This is a genomic window from Roseobacter sinensis, assembly GCF_025755255.1.
Taxonomy (GTDB): Bacteria; Pseudomonadota; Alphaproteobacteria; order Rhodobacterales; family Rhodobacteraceae; genus Roseobacter; species Roseobacter sinensis.
The window spans coordinates 42,470-57,836 of sequence record NZ_JALIEB010000017.1 but is presented as its reverse complement, the minus strand read 5'-3'; the positions used below and the strand labels follow the sequence as shown (position 1 = coordinate 57,836).

21 protein-coding genes are annotated in these 15,367 nt (G+C 61.2%); 4 read left to right on the top strand and 17 right to left on the bottom strand.

Going from position 1 to position 15,367, the window contains the following annotated elements:
* Nucleotides 1–39: 39 nt before the first annotated feature.
* A complete protein-coding gene (locus MUB52_RS19575) occupies nucleotides 40–231 on the bottom strand; it encodes a hypothetical protein (RefSeq protein WP_263845836.1) in 192 nt (63 codons plus the stop codon).
* A 133-nt stretch (nucleotides 232–364) separates the two neighbouring features.
* A complete protein-coding gene (locus MUB52_RS19570) occupies nucleotides 365–1,558 on the bottom strand; it encodes an alpha-D-ribose 1-methylphosphonate 5-triphosphate diphosphatase (RefSeq protein ID WP_263845835.1) in 1,194 nt (397 codons plus the stop codon).
* Here MUB52_RS19570 and MUB52_RS19565 point away from each other — a divergent pair.
* Both MUB52_RS19565 and MUB52_RS24115 read left to right on the top strand, forming a co-directional pair.
* On the top strand, nucleotides 1,557–1,865 hold the full coding sequence (locus tag MUB52_RS19565) for a hypothetical protein (protein WP_263845834.1): 309 nt from the start codon (nucleotides 1,557–1,559) through the stop codon (nucleotides 1,863–1,865). The two genes, MUB52_RS19570 and MUB52_RS19565, sit on opposite strands and share 2 nt — an antisense overlap.
* Nucleotides 1,866–1,889: 24 nt before the next feature.
* Nucleotides 1,890–2,282 carry a DUF1045 domain-containing protein gene (locus tag MUB52_RS24115; RefSeq protein WP_404818253.1) on the top strand — a complete coding sequence of 131 codons (393 nt, stop codon included), beginning with the start codon at nucleotides 1,890–1,892 and terminating at the stop codon, nucleotides 2,280–2,282.
* Here the strand turns inward: MUB52_RS24115 and phnN are convergent.
* The 8 genes from phnN to phnG are packed head-to-tail and all read right to left on the bottom strand — an operon-like array spanning nucleotide 2,198 to nucleotide 7,645.
* Entirely contained in the window at nucleotides 2,198–2,743 is a 546-nt protein-coding gene (gene phnN, locus MUB52_RS19560) for a phosphonate metabolism protein/1,5-bisphosphokinase (PRPP-forming) PhnN (RefSeq protein WP_263845833.1), read from the bottom strand. The genes MUB52_RS24115 and phnN overlap by 85 nt on opposite strands.
* On the bottom strand, nucleotides 2,740–3,423 hold the full coding sequence (phnL, locus tag MUB52_RS19555) for a phosphonate C-P lyase system protein PhnL (RefSeq protein ID WP_263845832.1): 684 nt from the start codon (nucleotides 3,421–3,423) through the stop codon (nucleotides 2,740–2,742). The genes phnN and phnL overlap by 4 nt, the downstream gene beginning before the upstream one ends.
* A gap of 17 nt (nucleotides 3,424–3,440) precedes the next feature.
* The gene (locus tag MUB52_RS19550) at nucleotides 3,441–3,881 is read right to left on the bottom strand and encodes a hypothetical protein (protein WP_263845831.1); all 441 of its coding nucleotides are present in this window, start codon (nucleotides 3,879–3,881) and stop codon (nucleotides 3,441–3,443) included.
* 3 nt (nucleotides 3,882–3,884) lie between these two features.
* Nucleotides 3,885–4,655 (bottom strand): phosphonate C-P lyase system protein PhnK, encoded by a 771-nt coding sequence (gene phnK / locus MUB52_RS19545; RefSeq protein WP_263845830.1) that lies wholly within the window; start codon nucleotides 4,653–4,655, stop codon nucleotides 3,885–3,887.
* A complete protein-coding gene (locus MUB52_RS19540; RefSeq protein ID WP_263845829.1) occupies nucleotides 4,652–5,515 on the bottom strand; it encodes an alpha-D-ribose 1-methylphosphonate 5-phosphate C-P-lyase PhnJ in 864 nt (287 codons plus the stop codon). Before MUB52_RS19540 ends, phnK begins: the two co-directional genes overlap by 4 nt.
* Nucleotides 5,512–6,600 (bottom strand): carbon-phosphorus lyase complex subunit PhnI, encoded by a 1,089-nt coding sequence (locus MUB52_RS19535; RefSeq protein WP_263845828.1) that lies wholly within the window; start codon nucleotides 6,598–6,600, stop codon nucleotides 5,512–5,514. Before MUB52_RS19535 ends, MUB52_RS19540 begins: the two co-directional genes overlap by 4 nt.
* Nucleotides 6,585–7,190 (bottom strand): phosphonate C-P lyase system protein PhnH, encoded by a 606-nt coding sequence (gene phnH, locus MUB52_RS19530; protein ID WP_263845827.1) that lies wholly within the window; start codon nucleotides 7,188–7,190, stop codon nucleotides 6,585–6,587. The genes MUB52_RS19535 and phnH overlap by 16 nt, the downstream gene beginning before the upstream one ends.
* On the bottom strand, nucleotides 7,190–7,645 hold the full coding sequence (phnG, locus tag MUB52_RS19525) for a phosphonate C-P lyase system protein PhnG (protein WP_263845826.1): 456 nt from the start codon (nucleotides 7,643–7,645) through the stop codon (nucleotides 7,190–7,192). Before phnG ends, phnH begins: the two co-directional genes overlap by 1 nt.
* Nucleotides 7,646–7,726: 81 nt before the next feature.
* On the opposite strand from phnG, the gene phnF reads away from it, so the two are divergent.
* On the top strand, nucleotides 7,727–8,446 hold the full coding sequence (phnF, locus tag MUB52_RS19520; RefSeq protein ID WP_263845825.1) for a phosphonate metabolism transcriptional regulator PhnF: 720 nt from the start codon (nucleotides 7,727–7,729) through the stop codon (nucleotides 8,444–8,446).
* Here the strand turns inward: phnF and MUB52_RS19515 are convergent.
* The 5 genes from MUB52_RS19515 to phnC form a co-directional block, all read right to left on the bottom strand.
* Nucleotides 8,424–9,059 (bottom strand): DapH/DapD/GlmU-related protein, encoded by a 636-nt coding sequence (locus MUB52_RS19515; RefSeq protein ID WP_263845824.1) that lies wholly within the window; start codon nucleotides 9,057–9,059, stop codon nucleotides 8,424–8,426. The two genes, phnF and MUB52_RS19515, sit on opposite strands and share 23 nt — an antisense overlap.
* Nucleotides 9,059–10,372, bottom strand: coding sequence for a phosphonate ABC transporter, permease protein PhnE (phnE, locus tag MUB52_RS19510; protein ID WP_263845823.1), 1,314 nt, complete (start codon nucleotides 10,370–10,372; stop codon nucleotides 9,059–9,061). The genes MUB52_RS19515 and phnE (MUB52_RS19510) overlap by 1 nt, the downstream gene beginning before the upstream one ends.
* Nucleotides 10,369–11,244 carry a phosphonate ABC transporter, permease protein PhnE gene (gene phnE, locus MUB52_RS19505; RefSeq protein ID WP_263845822.1) on the bottom strand — a complete coding sequence of 292 codons (876 nt, stop codon included), beginning with the start codon at nucleotides 11,242–11,244 and terminating at the stop codon, nucleotides 10,369–10,371. Before phnE (MUB52_RS19505) ends, phnE (MUB52_RS19510) begins: the two co-directional genes overlap by 4 nt.
* 63 nt (nucleotides 11,245–11,307) lie before the next feature.
* Nucleotides 11,308–12,219 carry a phosphonate ABC transporter substrate-binding protein gene (gene phnD, locus MUB52_RS19500; protein WP_263845821.1) on the bottom strand — a complete coding sequence of 304 codons (912 nt, stop codon included), beginning with the start codon at nucleotides 12,217–12,219 and terminating at the stop codon, nucleotides 11,308–11,310.
* A 59-nt stretch (nucleotides 12,220–12,278) separates the two neighbouring features.
* Nucleotides 12,279–13,094 (bottom strand): phosphonate ABC transporter ATP-binding protein, encoded by an 816-nt coding sequence (gene phnC, locus MUB52_RS19495; RefSeq protein ID WP_263845820.1) that lies wholly within the window; start codon nucleotides 13,092–13,094, stop codon nucleotides 12,279–12,281.
* 211 nt (nucleotides 13,095–13,305) lie between these two features.
* On the opposite strand from phnC, the gene MUB52_RS19490 reads away from it, so the two are divergent.
* Complete coding sequence (locus tag MUB52_RS19490) at nucleotides 13,306–13,599, top strand: hypothetical protein (protein WP_263845819.1); 294 nt, start codon at nucleotides 13,306–13,308, stop codon at nucleotides 13,597–13,599.
* 138 nt (nucleotides 13,600–13,737) lie between these two features.
* On the opposite strand, the gene MUB52_RS19485 is transcribed toward MUB52_RS19490, so the two are convergent.
* A complete protein-coding gene (locus MUB52_RS19485) occupies nucleotides 13,738–14,520 on the bottom strand; it encodes a phosphodiesterase (protein WP_263845818.1) in 783 nt (260 codons plus the stop codon).
* Nucleotides 14,517–15,344: a metallophosphoesterase gene (locus MUB52_RS19480; protein ID WP_263845817.1), complete on the bottom strand. Its 828-nt coding sequence runs from the start codon at nucleotides 15,342–15,344 to the stop codon at nucleotides 14,517–14,519. Before MUB52_RS19480 ends, MUB52_RS19485 begins: the two co-directional genes overlap by 4 nt.
* Between the last annotated feature and the right edge of the window lie 23 nt (nucleotides 15,345–15,367).

The window sequence follows — 15,367 nt, the reverse complement described above, 5'->3', positions numbered from 1 at the left end:
CCTCTTCGACGGTCAGAGCGATGACATCGGGCGCAGCGGTCACAAATCCAACGCATCAGACAGCAGTACCACATCTCGGATTGTGAGATCTTGAAGCCGTGTCAACATGACGCCGACGCAATCGGTCACCTCATAGGGCTGGATCAAGCTACCGGTCGCCAGCGCCCCCTCTCCCTTCGCTTTCGGCCAGTCGTCCAACGGGCCGGTGACCACGGGCAGGGGCAGGATCACTGATCCTCGCCCACTGAAATCGTCCTCCGCTCTGTTGAGCAAACGGCGGAACCACATGGCAAAGAAGCACCGAAGCCCGACGAGATTATCACGAAGTTGCGACCTGCAAGGCAGACAAATCGGCGATCGCTCGCTATCCAACCACTCTGCCGTTGCTCCAGACCCCGCGCAGCACAGGTGTTTGGCTCAAGAGGCGTACGCGCAAGACATCTCCGCGCAGGCCCGGGCGCAAAGCGCCGCGGTCCACCAATCGCGCAGCTTTGGCCGGAGTTGCGGTGACGGTGGCAAGTGCGCGCGGCAGGTCATTCCAGAGACGCGCCAAACGGAATGCCGACAAGAGCAGCGCCGAGGGCACGTAATCGGACGAGACGATGTCCAGAAGGTCCGCCCTTGCGAGGTCCTCCGCCGCGACATTGCCGGAATGCGAACCGCCTCGGATCAGGTTCGGCGCTCCCATCATCACCGCGATGCCATTGGCTTGGCAGGCTTCGGCCGCCTCACGCGTTGTCGGAAACTCCGCAAAACCCACGCCATGACGTGCTGAGGTTGCAACATGTGCGGCCGTGGTATCGTCGTGGCTGGCCAGCACCGCGCCAAGGCGTTCGGCTTCTTTCACGGCACCTGTTTCATGTTCTGCGCCAAACTGCCTTTGCAGTCTGACGAGGGTTTTCACGTGCTCGGCGAACTCCTCATCGTTCATCCCGCGCTTCTTGGCGACGTAGGTTTTCAGGGCGGTCAGATCCCGGAACTGGCGTTGGCCCGGTGTGTGATCCATCAGACTGACGATGCCAACGCGATCCTCGGGGCCGAACATGGCCAATTCATCCAGAAGAGTCTCCGAACAGATCTCGGCGCGCAGGTGCAGGAGATGGCTGATCTTGAACACCCCTTCGGCACGAGCGGTCAGCAACTCATCCGCCAGCTTGCGGGCATAATCGATATAGCGCCCCTTGCCGCTGTGGATGGAGCCCACGCGCATCGCGTCAAATACGGTTGTAATGCCGGTCGAAGCCAGTTCCGCGTCATGCGCGATCAGCGCTGGAAGATGGGGCCAATCCACCTCTGGGCGTGGTTCGATGTGGCGCTCGACATTATCCGTGTGGAGTTCCACCAAACCTGGCGTGACGAAATCGCCAGCGCAGTCCACTGCCCCGGTTGGGACGTGATCTCCTTCGGCAATGTCCGAGATAACGCCCTGTTCGATCGTGACCGAGCCAGTGATCACCCTGTCGGGCAGGACAATTTGCGCATTGGCAAGGCAGAGATCGCCTGACACCTCATTGCGACGATCTTCTGCCAAAGAGGCCCGAAGAAAAGGGGAATTCATGTCATACGCTCTCGATGCCATTTGCTACGTGCCGCCGGAAGGCCTCCCGGCCGAGTTTGGGGCAGTCTGGCCCGGCTGCGGCACCGTTGGTGCACAAAAGTTGGGTCAGCCCGACGTGCCCGGTTTGCATGATATCGGGACGACACCTCGGAAAGATCGGTTTCACAGGCCGCGGACGCCACTCTTTCGCGTGCGCAAGACTTCCACGGTCAATGACCTGGACAAGGCCACCGCGGCGCTGGTGTCTGCCACCTGTTACGGCCCGGCGGTGACCGCCTCGGGCGGCTGTCTTGCGCCTGCGCCATGAGGGGACAGTGGCCCGTTTGAGCACATAGCCGAAGTCGGCATCCGCAGTCTTGATGCCGCTGACACCCATGCCACTGAGGCGGCGTTTGTCCGCCGCCTCTACGTTCGGCTGAGCGACAGGCAAGAACCCTCTTTGATGGGATGGGGCCAACCTTATCTCATGGAGGAGTTTCGGTATTACTTCACCTTTCCCGGAGGTTTGCCCAAGGATCAAATGACGAACTGGGCGGACACGCTGCGGCACAGCTTGCAGCAATTGCCCCCGCCGATCCTGTCGGAGCAGCCTGCGCTTTGCGGCGAACGAGACGACAGACCTCACGAACTTGCTCAACGCTACGCCCTCTCCGGCTGGAGCAGGCGTGTTGCCTGCGCGACCGTGTGGGACAGAGGCCCATCGTTGGACAGATGGATCACATGAAGGTCGTCTGGTAACCGCGTCTCTGCCTGCGCCAGCCGTTCGGCTATCTCGTCGTCCGTCTCGCGCCCGCGCGCCGCAAGGCGCTCAGCCAGGGTTTCGGGCCTTGCCGTAATGTTCAGGACCACGAGACGCGGGAAGGTCTCAGAGGCCTGCGCCAACGCCTTGCGCGAGAAATTCACCAGACAATCCGTTCCGTTTTTCAGGTGATGCTGCACGAGAGCCGGGACTCCATAGCAAAGCCCATGCGCGTGCCAATGTATCGCGAAGCGCCCGTCCCCCGCCATGGCCTCGAACTCCGAGACCGACACCGCAACGTAGTCCTCGCCCCCCAAATCAGGGGCACGCGTGATCACCCGGCGCACCAAGTACAAATGAGGCATGGCCACAACAAGCCCCCCCATCACGCTGTCTTTTCCCACACCCGAAGGACCGACAACGGCGATGAGACGTCCGGCCGTCATGCGGCCACCTTCGGCGCAAAGCGGCTGACATCGATTTCGCGGTCACAAACCCGCGCGCGCGCCGCTTCATCGTGAAAGATGCCAATGATGGCCGCGCCACGCGCCTTGGCCTCTTCGATCAGGGCGAGCACCACCTCTCGGTTGGCCCCATCCAGGCTGGCAGTCGGCTCATCCAGAAGCATCGCCGGATAGCTATGGGCGAAACCCCTTGCAATATTCACGCGCTGTTGTTCGCCACCCGAAAACGTGGTGGGCGACAGGGACCACAGGCGCTGCGGGATATTCAGCTGCGTCAGAAGCGCTTTCGCCCGCGCCGCCGCCTCATCCGCCGAGGTGCCAATGGCCCGCAGCGGTTCAGAAACAACATCCAGTGTCGGCACGCGTGGCACCACACGCAGGAACTGGCTGACATAGCCAAGGACTTCGCGGCGCAGGGCGATTACCTCGCGGGGTTCGGCTTGCACCAGATCAACCTCGCCGATGCGGATCGCGCCTGACTGCGTCAGGTAGTTGCCGTAGATCATCCGCATCAGCGTGGATTTGCCAGCCCCCGACGCCCCTGTCAGCGCAACGCACTCGCCCGGAGCGGCACCAAACGAAGCGTCGCTGATCACTTCAATCACAGCGCCGCCTTGGTTGTGCAGGATGAAGGTTTTCGAGACATTCTGCAGACAAATCATGTGTGCGCCTCCAACGGTTAGCCGTATTTGCGCAAGCAGCTACTCTGCTTGCCACCCGTTAAATCAAAAGGCTTTATGGCGGGGTCTTCTGGGAAGTCGGTCTTGTCTGACAACTCAGTCGGTGACTTGCCGATCTGTCCTGCGGTCGTCGTGCATGCCGGGTCGAGAGACGTACCCATGCCCTGCCCTCTATCAGCAGGGTCGCCCCAAAATTCGTCCACGAGGGTTGCGCCGATCTGTCCAACGAGGTTGGGAACAAGCCCCTCTGGTGCCAGACCAACATCGCCATCTGTCCGACGCGCCAAGATCGCAACCGATGTCTGCGATAGGAACGCTGGCCTGCATTGCGTTTCATCCGGCAGCACAGTTGTCCGCCAGCTTGCAGGTAGAGGTTTTGCCAGAAACGACGCGAGGTCCAAGCAATGTTTACCTTTTGCGCGTGCGATTTGAACAATCATCTCTCACACCTGCAAAACGGAACTGACAAGAAGCTGGCTGTAGGCGTGCTGCGGGTCGTCCAGGACCTGATCGGTCAGGCCAGCTTCGACAACCCGGCCCGACTTCATGACCATCAGCCGGTCCGCCAGCAGGCGCACCACGGCGAGGTCATGGGTCACGATGATCGCCGACAGGCCCATGTCGCGCACAAGACCGCGCAGGAGGTCAAGCAAACGCGCTTGAACACTTACATCCAAACCACCGGTCGGTTCATCCATGAAGACCAGCCGCGGCCCCGTGACCAGATTGCGGGCGATCTGCAGGCGCTGCTGCATCCCGCCGGAGAAAGTCGTGGGGCGGTCGTCGATGCGGGCGGCGTCGACTTCCACCCGCTCCAGCCAGTCGGTCGCCGTGTCGCGGATGTCGCCGTAGTGGCGTGCCCCCACGGCCATCAGCCGCTCGCCCACATTGCCACCGGCGCTCACGCCCATCCGCAAGCCATCGCGGGCATTCTGGTGAACGAAAGCCCAGTCAGTGCGGCCCAGCATCCGGCGTTCGGGCTCGGACATCGTGACCGTGTCGCGTGGGCCATCGGCACGGGTATCGAATATCACCGCACCGGTGTCCGGTCGCACGTGTCCCGCCAGACAGTTCAGGAGCGTGGACTTGCCTGACCCGCTTTCGCCGACAATGCCCATGACCTCGCCGGGGAAAAGTTCAAACGACACATCCGCGCAGCCGATATGTGCGCCATAGCGTTTGGTAATCCCCTGAACAGACAGCAAAGGTGTCATGCCGCGTCCTTTCCCCCGAGCTTTCCAACATGGCCCGCAGCCTGCCGCCTCTCGCAATAGTCGGTGTCCGAGCAGACGAACATCCGCCCTCCCGCATCGTCGATGATTACTTCGTCCAGATAACTCTCCTCGGCCCCGCACAGGCCGCAGGGATGATCGGCCTTGGAGGCCTCGAAGGGGTGATCGTCGAAATCGAGGCTGACCACCTTCGTATAGGGTGGCAGCGCATAAATCCTTTGTTCCCGCCCTGCCCCAAAGAGCTGGATCGCCGCCATATCGCCCAACTTTGGATTGTCGAATTTCGGAATTGGCGAGGGGTCCATTACAAAGCGGCCCTCGACGGTCACCGGATATGCGTAGGACGTCGCGATATGCCCATGGCGGCTTATGTCCTCGTAAAGTTTCACATGCATCAGCCCATATTCCTCAAGCGCATGCATCTTGCGCGTCTCGCTTTCGCGCGGCTCGAGGAACCTCAGCGGTTCCGGGATCGGCACCTGATAGACCAGGATCTGTTTCTCGGTCAGCGGCTCTTCCGGAATGCGGTGGCGGGTTTGGATCACGGACGCATCCGAAGTTGCTGTCGTGGTTGCGACCCCTGCCGTTCGCTCGAAGAACGTTCGGATCGAGACCGCGTTGGTCGTGTCGTCTGCGCCTTGGTCAATCACTTTGAACCTATCTTCCGGCGTCAGAATGGCGGCCGAGACCTGCACCCCGCCTGTGCCCCAGCCATAGGGCATCGGCATCTCGCGGCTGGCAAAGGGCACCTGATAACCCGGGATCGCCAGCCCTTTCAGGATCGCGCGGCGGATCATCCGTTTGGTTTGTTCATCGAGATATGCGAAATTGTACTGGGTCATTCCGCCGCCTCTTGCGCCTGATCTGCGCCAGCCTCGCAACGCAGCTTGCGTACCAGTTCCAGCTCGGACTGGAAGTCGACGTAATGGGGCAGCTTGATGTGTTCCAGGAACCCCGTCGCCTGAATGTTGTCCGCGTGATAGAGGACGAATTCCGCGTCCTGCGCGGGCGCACCGACATCATCCTCCCCAAGTTCTTCCCAACGGAGCGCGCGGTCCACCAGGGCCATGGAGATCGCCTTGCGCTCGGTCTGGCCGAACACCAGCCCGTAGCCTCGGGTGAATTGCGGCGGCTCTGTCTTGGAACCTTTGAACTGGTTGACCGTCTCGCATTCGGTCAGGGCCACTTCGCCGATCTCGATGGCAAACCCAAGTTCCGGGATGTCCATTTCCACCGAAACGGCGCCAATCCTGAGCTCGCCCACGAAGGCGTGGTTGCGGGCGTAGCCGCGTTGCGTGGAATAGGCGAGCCCAAGGGTGAACCCTTCATCGGCGCGGGCAAGCGCCTGCAGTCGGAGCGCGCGATCTGCCGGCACTTCCAGCGGTTCACGGGTGAGATCGGGTGGGTCGGTGTCGTCCTGCGGGGCCTCTTCAATCAGGCCCTCGCGGTTCAAGAAGTCCGTCACATGAGGGACGTCGCCCGCGGCCGCGTCCCGCTGCGGTGCCTTTGGCACCTCGCCATCTGCCGCCAGTTTGAAATCCAGCAGGCGATGCGTGTAGTCAAAGGTCGGACCCAGCACCTGACCGCCGGGCAAATCCTTGAACGTGGCCGAGATGCGCCGATCGCAAGCCATCGCGCCCGTATCCACAGGCTGGGACGCGCCGAAGCGGGGAAGCGTGGTCCGATACGCACGGATCAGGAAGATCGCCTCGATCAGATCGCCGCGTGCCTGTTTGATCGCCAGCGCGGCGAGGTCCGGATCATAAAGCGACCCTTCCGCCATGACGCGATCAACGGCGAGTTTCATTTGCTCCCTGATCTGCGCGATGCCGAGTTCCGCTATGGACTTGTCGCCCCGACGTTCCTCGGCGAGCCACGCATGCGCATTCTCGATGGCACGTTCGCCACCCTTTACGGCAACGTACATGATGACACCTCCGTTGCGCCGTCTGCTTCGCTGACCCGAGTGGAGCGCGGCAGTGCCGCAACAGTGTTCCCGCAGGTCAGGATAAAATCCAGACCGAGCGGGAACAGAGCAGTGTTGTGCTGAAAGGCCTGAACCTCAGGCACCGAAAGCGCTGAACTCGTTTTGATGCCCGGCCCCTTCAGGCATGCGCCAGAGCCGGTCAGCTCAGTACATTCCACGATCAGCGTTGCCGAACGGTCGGGATATTCAGGAGTGCCTATCTTGTAGACCGACAGCGGGTTCAATTGATCCCACGTCCCGACGGCGAACATGCAATGGGACGGACCGGCCAGAGGCGCTCCGGTGTGAAACGCAAGCCATCCGCGCACCGCGTCGCAATCCGCCTCTCCGGCCAGATAGACCGGCGTGTCGGGGTCACAGAGCGTGAGCAGCACGGTTCCGGCTGCGCCGGACAGCGGCGCAGGTGGCGTCGCACCGGAGATGCTCCGGACCGTGCCGGGGCGCGCCATCGCCTCCATCACGCCGCGAAATGCCTGGGCCGACTGGATCGCCGGATCGGCAAATCCGCCGGACAGGGTTTCCGCCTGCATCAGTCCTCTCCTCTGACCATTGTGAAGAATTCGACCTTGGTTGCAGCGGCCTTGGCGGCGCGGGTGTCCTTCGCGGCTTGCAGCTCGTCGCGAAGCGGCTCCAGGACCGTTGTGCGCAACCGGTCTGCAGCCGCTGTCTGCATCAAGGCGTCCACCAGCGCGACAGCCTCGACGCAGGCTTTGCGGCGGCCTTGCACATAGGCATGCCCGACTTCGCCGGTCTCCAGCGTCAATGAGCAGCGGGTCACGGTCATCTCGCCCAGATTGAAGGGCGCGCCGGTCCCGCCTGCGCGGCCGCGCACCATGGTGCTGCCGATCTCCGGAGCGCGAAGCCACGTGAAGGCAGGACGCACTCCCGCCGCAGCAAGCAAGGCTTCAACCCGGCCCTCCGGGGCTTTCGCCATCAGACTGAGCCAGCGCTGGCGGGGAGCGTCTTCGTCGAATGCCTCTTTCATCTCGACAACTTTTCTCTATACTATACAACTATACTTATCTTATCACATCAGCCGCTTTCTGACAGAAGAGATTTGTGAAACTTGCGTAACAGGACCACAAACACACCGATCTGGAGATCGATTGCCGACGCGCTGCGGAGCGATCTGGCCGAGGGGCGCTACAGCCCGGGTGACAAGTTACCGACCGAAGCGGACCTCGCAGCCCGCTTTGGCGTCAATCGCCATACTGTGCGGCACGGCCTGTCTGCTTTGGTTGAAGAAGGTCTGATCCGCACTCGGCGCGGCGCGGGCGCATTTGTTGCTGCGACCCCAACCGACTACCCCATTGGTCGGCGCGTCCGCTTCCATGAGAACCTGATCGCCTCAGGTCGCAGGCCGGAAAAGCGCGTGCTGCAGGTGGAGGAGCGTGTGGCGACGGAGGGTGAGGCGAAGGCATTGGACATCGATGCGGGTGATCCGATCTGTGCCTATCATGGGTTATCGCTTGCAGATGGTCAGCCGATCGCAGTTTTTCAGAGCATGTTCCCGCAGACGCGCCTTCCAGGCATAGGCCCGGCCTTGACTGAGACCAGCAGCGTGACCGAAGCACTGCGTATCGCGGGCGTAGAGGATTACACCCGCGCCTCGACCCGGCTTACGGCAGTGCGCGCGACCGCGACACAGGCTCTGCACCTGAATCTCCGCGAGGGCGATCCGCTTCTGAAATCATCAGGTGTGAATGTGGACGAGAGCGGGCGTCCGGTCGAATACGGTCGGACCTGGTTTGCGGGAGATCGCGTTACGCTGACACTCGACAGCTAGGCTCGTATTTTTCCAGGAAGGCCTCGGCGTCGAGCTTGCGAAAGTCGTCCAGGGCCAAACGCAAGTCATCGTGTGACCAATCCCACCAAGCCAAGTCGATGAACCGCGCCGCAACCCGTCTGGGCTGACGCAGTCGCAGGATTTTGGCAGGTGTCCCCGCGACGATGGTGTAAGGGTCGACATCTTTGGTCACCACGGCGCCTGCCGCAACAACCGCACCATGCCCGAGTGTCACCGCGGGCTTGACCATCGCGCCTGCGCCAATCCATGTGTCGTGGCCGATATGGGCCACTCGCGATCTGCGGTGCGCAAAGAAGTCTTCATCGGGCTCGGCATCGTCCCAGTAATCGGCGGATCGATAGAGAAAATGGTGACAGGCGGCCGTGTGCAGCGGATGATCCGTCGCACCGACCCGGGAGAATGCGGCGATATTGGAGAACTTGCCAATCTGCGCGTTGGCAATGTCGGCGTAGCGGTCGCAATAACTGTAGTCGCCAAGCACCGAATGTGCCACGCGGCTGCCTCTGCCGATCTCGACATAGGCTCCAAAGCGGCTGTTGGTGATCTCGCAGTCCGGGTGGATGAACGGGATGTCCGCCGTCAGCCTTGGCATCACTCTTTGCCTCCGATCAACTTGCCGCGCAGCCAGCCGGAAACCCAATCCATGAACATCACCATGACGATGATCAGGATGATGTAATAGGCGACTTCCTCCCAGTCCTTCTGGGTCTGGATCGCCTGGGTCAGCATCAAGCCGATGCCACCGCCGGTGATGGCTCCGATGATGGTGGCCGAGCGCGTATTGGATTCCAGGAAGTACAGGATCTGGGCGAGCAGCACAGGCACGACCTGCGGGATCACCCCGAAACGATAGCGTTGTAACGGCTTGGCTCCGGTGGAGGTGACGCCTTCAATCTGCTTGTCATCAACATTTTCGAGCGCTTCTGAGAAAATCTTGCCGAACGTCCCGGTATCCGTAATCAGGATTGCCAATGCCCCCGTCAGCGGGCCCGGCCCGAATGCGCGCGCCAGAACAACTGTCCAGATCAACGCATCCACTCCGCGGACAAAGTCGAACAGGCGGCGGGTTGCGGCCCGCAGAAGCATCACCGGCGAAAAGCGTTTGGCAGCCAGGAAGGCGAGCGGCAGCGCGAGGATTGCGGCGCCCATTGTTCCGAGGAACGCCATCAGGATCGTCTCGCCAATCGCCCAGGCGACATCCTTGTGCCGCCACATCGCGTTGTTCCACCAGTCCGAGACAGCGCCGGAAATGTTCGACCGGTCCGGGTCCAATCGCTCGCCAATCAGGATCGTCGCAAAGCTCTGCCCATGATAGGGGCTGTCAAGCGTGAACCAGAACAGCTCCCAGCCCGGGAAGTAGTTGAACACTTCCGTCCGCGCGCCGGTCAGCGTGATGCGGCCTTCGGGCGTGGTGATGCCGATCCGCCGGTCCGAGGCCGAAATCCAGTCAGGCAGATCTTCGGGCAGGTTCGAGATGAGTGCGCGACCTTCAGCCTGCACTGTGATCAGCGGAAAGCCGGGGATCTCGATCTCCGTGCGGTTCTCTGGCAGGTAGCGCACGATGTGATCGCCGCCCAGATCGATGGTCACGACCTCATCACCGCTGACCCAATGAGGGCGCTGCCCTTCGGGATAGGTGCCTTTGCGTTCACCCTCTACGGCGTAGGTGATGTTTCCGCTGCGGTTGTCGCGTGTGACATGCACCTTGTGGGACCAGCTGTCCGAGGCCAGCGTGACCGCGTTGTCGAGATTGGCGCGCTGCGCGAGACCCGGCAGATCGAAGGCGAAGACGATGTAGACGAGGTAAACCGCGATCACCGCGGGGATGGCAAACCGGATCAGCCTCTTGCGTTGGAAGAGCTTGTCCGCCTCGTGTTTGACAAGGCTCAGATCGGTCGCCGTCATTGGCCCTGCCCCTCGGTCAGGCGGTTTCGATAGTGGCTCGACACCTGATCAAAGAAGACGATGGTGGCGAACAGCAGAATGAAGATGGCGGCGGCTTCATCAAAGCGGCCCGGCCCCCAGGCCATGGCGTTGCGCAACTCGTAGCCCAGACCGCCCGCGCCCACAAAGCCCAGAATGGCCGACGCTCGGATGTTGATTTCAAAGCGCAAGAGGGAATAGCTGACATAGTTCGGCGCCACTTGCGGAAGCACACCGAGAAGCATCCTTTGGGACCAGTTGGCCCCGGTGGACGCCAAACCCTCGACGGGTTTCAGGTCCGCGTTTTCCGCGACCTCAGAGAACAACTTGCCAAGCGCCCCGGCGGTGTGAATGGCGATGGCGATCATCGCAGGGACAGGTCCGCCGCCGAGAACAAAGATGAGCACCAGCGCGATCACGATCTCGGGCACCGCGCGCATGACGTCCGAGAGGCGCCGGAACAGCGGAATGATGCGCGGCCACTTCGCAAGACCCCGCGTGCCCAGCAGCGACAGAAACAGCCCGCCAATGGCACCGATCAGGGTCGAGACGGCGGCGATGTTGATTGTTTCCACCAAGGCGGGGAAGTACTTGGCGATCAGGCCTGGCAAGGCTGCACGTTTTTCCCAGGCCTCTGACAAGACATCCGCGGGGTAGTCGCCGATCTGGTGCAAGCCGTCCCAGAAGCCGCCAGCGTTCCGACCGTCGGCAATGTTGAAGCCCGACACCATCAGAACGAAAAAGATCAGCAGTGTCAGCCCGCCATAGAGCCTGCGCCTTTGCACCTGAGCCATATAGCTGGACTGGATGGTGTCTACGCTTTGCGGCACGACCCCAAGTGTGGCGTCTGACATCCCTTACCCCCGAACAAAGTACCGGCGGCCCCAAAGGACCACCGGACACGTCATGAAATTGGCTCAGCTGCCGATCTTGGCTTTGCGGGCCTCGACGATGGAAATGTAGGTGTCGTGGGTGACCGGCTGGAAACCCAGAGTGTCGCCTGCGGCCACACCATAGGCGCAGTCGGGGTCGCGCTCGTGCAGCGCATCGACCAGCTGCGTCATGGTCGCGCGCACATCTGCCGGCAGTTCCTTGCGAAGCACGATGGGTCCTTCGGGGATGACGTTGGATTTCCAGATCTGGACCAGGTCATTCATGTCCACCAGGCCTGCATCAACCGCTTTGCGCAGCGCGCCGGAGTTGTAGCCGTCTTCCCAGTTGCCCTGGCCATCCGCCCAGGTCACACCGCCGTCGATGTCGCCATTGTTCACGGCAACGATGGTCTGCTCGTGACCACCGGTGAACTTGACCTCACCGAAGTAGTCGCCGGACTCCATGGTGATACCGTCCTTGAACTGCGGGATCTCGATGGAAGGGATGAGGTAGCCGGACGTCGAGTTCGGATCACCAAAGCCAAACACCTTGCCTTCCATGTCATCAAGAGAGGTGATGCCGCTGTCCTTCCGGGCAAAACCGATCGAGTGATATCCGATGGAGCCGTCCACATTGACCTTGATCAGCACCGGCTCGACCGCTTCGGGATCCTGCAGGTAGGTGGCGGCATAGGCCGACGCACCGAGCCACGCCATGTCGATTGTGCCGCCCAGCAGGCCCTGGATCACACCGTTGTAGTCGGCCGGGGCGAAGAGCTTGGTCTCGACACCAAGCGCCTCGGTCGTGTAGTCGGCCAGACACTGATAGGAGTTCATCCGGTCCTGCGCGTTTTCGCCGCCCAGGATACCGATGCGGAACTCGGTGATGCCGTCGGCAAGAGCGGCTGTGCTCAATGTGGTCGTGGCGACGAGCGCCAGTGCGAGGGTCTTTTTCATCGTTCTCTCCATTGATTTTGATGAAGGTGGCCCGCGCCGATCACGCGGGGTGAACTGGCTCAGACGTAGGCTTCTGCTTCGCGGATCCCGGGTCTGTCCAGTGTTTCGATTTCGGTTGAAGTGGCGGCCTCCGAAAAATCAGCACCTGCGCCATAGATGTCGCGCGCCACGCCGGTGGTCAGTTGCGCGGGCGTGCCGTCAAAGACGATCCGTCCATCGCGCATGCCGATGACACGGTCGCAGTAACGCCGCGCCGTGTCCAAGGTGTGCAGATTGGCGATCACCATGCGACCGTCTTCTTCGTGGATGGTGCGCAGCGAGTGCATCACCACCTGCGCATTCATCGGGTCGAGTGAGGCGATCGGCTCGTCAGCGAGGATAATCTTGGGATCCTGCATCAAAGCCCGCGCGATGGCGACACGCTGTTGTTGGCCACCGGACAGGGCCTCCGCCCGCTTCGGTGCCTGTTCCGCGATACCAAGACGATCGAGGATTTCGATCGCCTTGTGAATGTCCGCCTGCGGGTAAAGGTTGAACATCGTCGCCAAGGTCGAGCGCTTGTTCAAGGTCCCGTGCAAGACGTTGGAGACCACATCCATGCGCGGTACAAGATTGAACTGCTGAAAAATCATCGCGCAGCGCGACTGCCAGTCCCGCTTTGCCGCGCCGCGCAATGCAGTGATCTCTTCACCGTCAAACGTAATGGTGCCGTCGGTCGCGTCGGTCAGACGATTGATCATGCGCAGGAGCGTGGATTTTCCCGCCCCTGACCGCCCGATGATCCCGATCATGCTCGGTCTATCGATGGTGATGTTGGCTGCATCTACAGCCGTCTTGTCCCCGAACCGCTTTGTTAGCGTATCGATGTGCAGCATATCGCCCCCGCGTTTGGGAGGCGAATAGGGCAGTAAATCGACAGTTGCGTGACAGTTTCGATTCAGGAGCTTGACAGTTGCGCTACAAAAATATGACAGATGCGCCCTGATCCGACTTGGGGGCCGTCGCGCGATCCACGGGCTGCAGGATTTGCCCCCAGGATGTCACAAAACTGTTACTTTACGGGAGCCGAGCGGTTATCAAGGCGCCATGACCAATCCTCTTGCTCTCATCCTCGTCATCGGGCTTTCGCTTCCGACACTTGTCCAGGCCAGAACGGCGGATGTCAGTTGCGATGACAGCACCCGGATGACCGAGCGATTGAAGCACGTCTGGGGGGCCGAGCGCATGGGCATGGGCATGCGCGACCCCGATAAGATGGTGGAAGTCTGGGTCACAGAGCGAAATGGCGACTGGCTGATCATTCAGAATTACGCAAACGGAACATCCTGCATCGTGGCTATGGGCGAGCACTGGCATCCCGGTCAGCCGGGGCCAGCTTAGGCCGCCCTGTCGCCCAGTCGTTCGACTGACTGCCCCGGCGTGAAACAGCTTTCCGACCGGAGCTTGGCTTATCGTGCTCGAAACGCGGGCTTTGGGGCACCCAGCGTTTTCCGCTTGGATCTCCTGAGTGAAACGCCATCAAAGAAGAAACGGTTTTGAGCTGTCGGTGTAGTCGTGCAAGTGAACCACGATCTGATCCGGATAAAGCAACACCACGCCAAAGGCCGGCGGTTCGAAGGTCGCGGCAATTCGGGTCGGATCATCGACAAGATCCAGAGCCACCTGATGGTTTAACCCCCGCATGCATGAATAGCTGATGCCGCGCCAGTTGCCGAAAATCGCGCGATGAACGTGACCGAAGAACAGGTGCCTTATGCGGGCTTTGTGGGGTGCGATCACGTCGAAGAACGCCTCGGCTTCCTGCAACATGATCCGATCCATGGCCGCAATCCCCGTTCTGAGAGGCGGATGATGCATAAACAGGACTAGGGGGCCGTCCGCCGTTTCCAATGCGCGCCGCAGCCAGTCCCGCCGGGCGGCGCAATAGGCGCCAGCAGGGGTTCCGACGTCCTTTGTATCCAACAGCAGAAACCGCCCGAATTCCGTGTCAAAACCGGTTTGGACAAAGCCGTTCTCGTCGCGCGGCGCCTGCGGAAAGGCCTTGGCAAAGGCGGGCGTGTCGTCATGGTTGCCGACCATCAGATGCACAGGCATCTCCAGTTTGCCGATCTCGCCCGAAAGGCGGGCATAGGCTTCTGCGTCGCCCCAATGGGTCATGTCGCCGGTCAGGACGACAAAGGCTGCATCGCCGTGCTCCTGGTTGATTGAGTTGACCGCACCCCGCAGGCGTTCAGCCGGATCTCGCCCGTAAAGCAACCCCGACCCGATCACATGCGTATCCGTCAAGTGGATGAATTTCATTCCGCGGCGACGGGTTTGGCCCAGTCTTCCCAAGCGGTGCCCGCCGTAAAGATGGGGCCGTCCCAGGTGAATGGTATCTCGTGAATGATCGTGCCTGAATCGCGCGCGATGATCACGGAGTAGGACGGTGCCATCGGTGCGCCTTGCAACAGGTCTTGTTCTGCAAGGTCCGGGACGGATTGGTTGCCGGTAGACCGGACCGAGGCAAACGGAATGCCACAAAACGTACCATGAACCGGTGCGTGCACATGGCCGAAATGGATGTAGTCGATATGATCCTGGTGTTGGGTCAACAGCTTTGCGAAAGGTTCCCGATCTTCGGCAACAAGCGCGATCCTGTCTTCTGCCGGCCAGCCGAGTGGCATGACATTGTGATGCATGAATACGCGCGCGCGGCTGCAGCTTTCCAATTCACCTTCCAGCCAGTCTCGACGCATGGCGCAGAAATGCCCTGCGTGCGTTTGGGGGGCAGTCGTGTCGAGGTAGATCAGGCGCGTGTCCGCCACCGTTTCGGCATAGTTGACGAAGCCGCCGGGATCTCTTGGATGATCCGGAAAGGCCGAGAGAAACGCAGCGCGGTCGTCGTGGTTGCCGATCAGCAGCCGTACCGGAGAAGGCGGATATGACAACGCGTCCTTCAGCGCGGCATATGCTGCAGGTTCACCCCAATGTGTCAGATCGCCGGTGATGATGATCCGCGCCGCGTCGCTGTGGTGCGCGCGCACATCTGCAAGAGCCTGTTCGAAACGCTTGTGAGGATTGAGCCCACCCATACGCTCCCCGGGCACTGTGAGGTGGATGTCTGAAATATGAACGAGTTTCAACGCTTCCGTCCTTCGTCAAGAAA

Bases quoted from the DNA above. Each gene is read 5' to 3' on its own strand.
- MUB52_RS19565 (WP_263845834.1), top strand. From the start codon at position 1,557: ATGTCATACGCTCTCGATGCCATTTGCTACGTGCCGCCGGAAGGCCTC.
- MUB52_RS19570 (WP_263845835.1), bottom strand. From the start codon at position 1,558: ATGAATTCCCCTTTTCTTCGGGCCTCTTTGGCAGAAGATCGTCGCAAT.
- phnN (WP_263845833.1), bottom strand. From the start codon at position 2,743: ATGACGGCCGGACGTCTCATCGCCGTTGTCGGTCCTTCGGGTGTGGGA.
- phnL (WP_263845832.1), bottom strand. From the start codon at position 3,423: ATGATTTGTCTGCAGAATGTCTCGAAAACCTTCATCCTGCACAACCAA.
- MUB52_RS19550 (WP_263845831.1), bottom strand. From the start codon at position 3,881: ATGATTGTTCAAATCGCACGCGCAAAAGGTAAACATTGCTTGGACCTC.
- phnK (WP_263845830.1), bottom strand. From the start codon at position 4,655: ATGACACCTTTGCTGTCTGTTCAGGGGATTACCAAACGCTATGGCGCA.
- MUB52_RS19540 (WP_263845829.1), bottom strand. From the start codon at position 5,515: ATGACCCAGTACAATTTCGCATATCTCGATGAACAAACCAAACGGATG.
- MUB52_RS19535 (WP_263845828.1), bottom strand. From the start codon at position 6,600: ATGTACGTTGCCGTAAAGGGTGGCGAACGTGCCATCGAGAATGCGCAT.
- phnH (WP_263845827.1), bottom strand. From the start codon at position 7,190: ATGCAGGCGGAAACCCTGTCCGGCGGATTTGCCGATCCGGCGATCCAG.
- phnG (WP_263845826.1), bottom strand. From the start codon at position 7,645: ATGAAAGAGGCATTCGACGAAGACGCTCCCCGCCAGCGCTGGCTCAGT.
- MUB52_RS19515 (WP_263845824.1), bottom strand. From the start codon at position 9,059: ATGCCAAGGCTGACGGCGGACATCCCGTTCATCCACCCGGACTGCGAG.
- phnE (WP_263845823.1), bottom strand. From the start codon at position 10,372: ATGACGGCGACCGATCTGAGCCTTGTCAAACACGAGGCGGACAAGCTC.
- phnE (WP_263845822.1), bottom strand. From the start codon at position 11,244: ATGTCAGACGCCACACTTGGGGTCGTGCCGCAAAGCGTAGACACCATC.
- phnD (WP_263845821.1), bottom strand. From the start codon at position 12,219: ATGAAAAAGACCCTCGCACTGGCGCTCGTCGCCACGACCACATTGAGC.
- phnC (WP_263845820.1), bottom strand. From the start codon at position 13,094: ATGCTGCACATCGATACGCTAACAAAGCGGTTCGGGGACAAGACGGCT.
- MUB52_RS19490 (WP_263845819.1), top strand. From the start codon at position 13,306: ATGACCAATCCTCTTGCTCTCATCCTCGTCATCGGGCTTTCGCTTCCG.
- MUB52_RS19485 (WP_263845818.1), bottom strand. From the start codon at position 14,520: ATGAAATTCATCCACTTGACGGATACGCATGTGATCGGGTCGGGGTTG.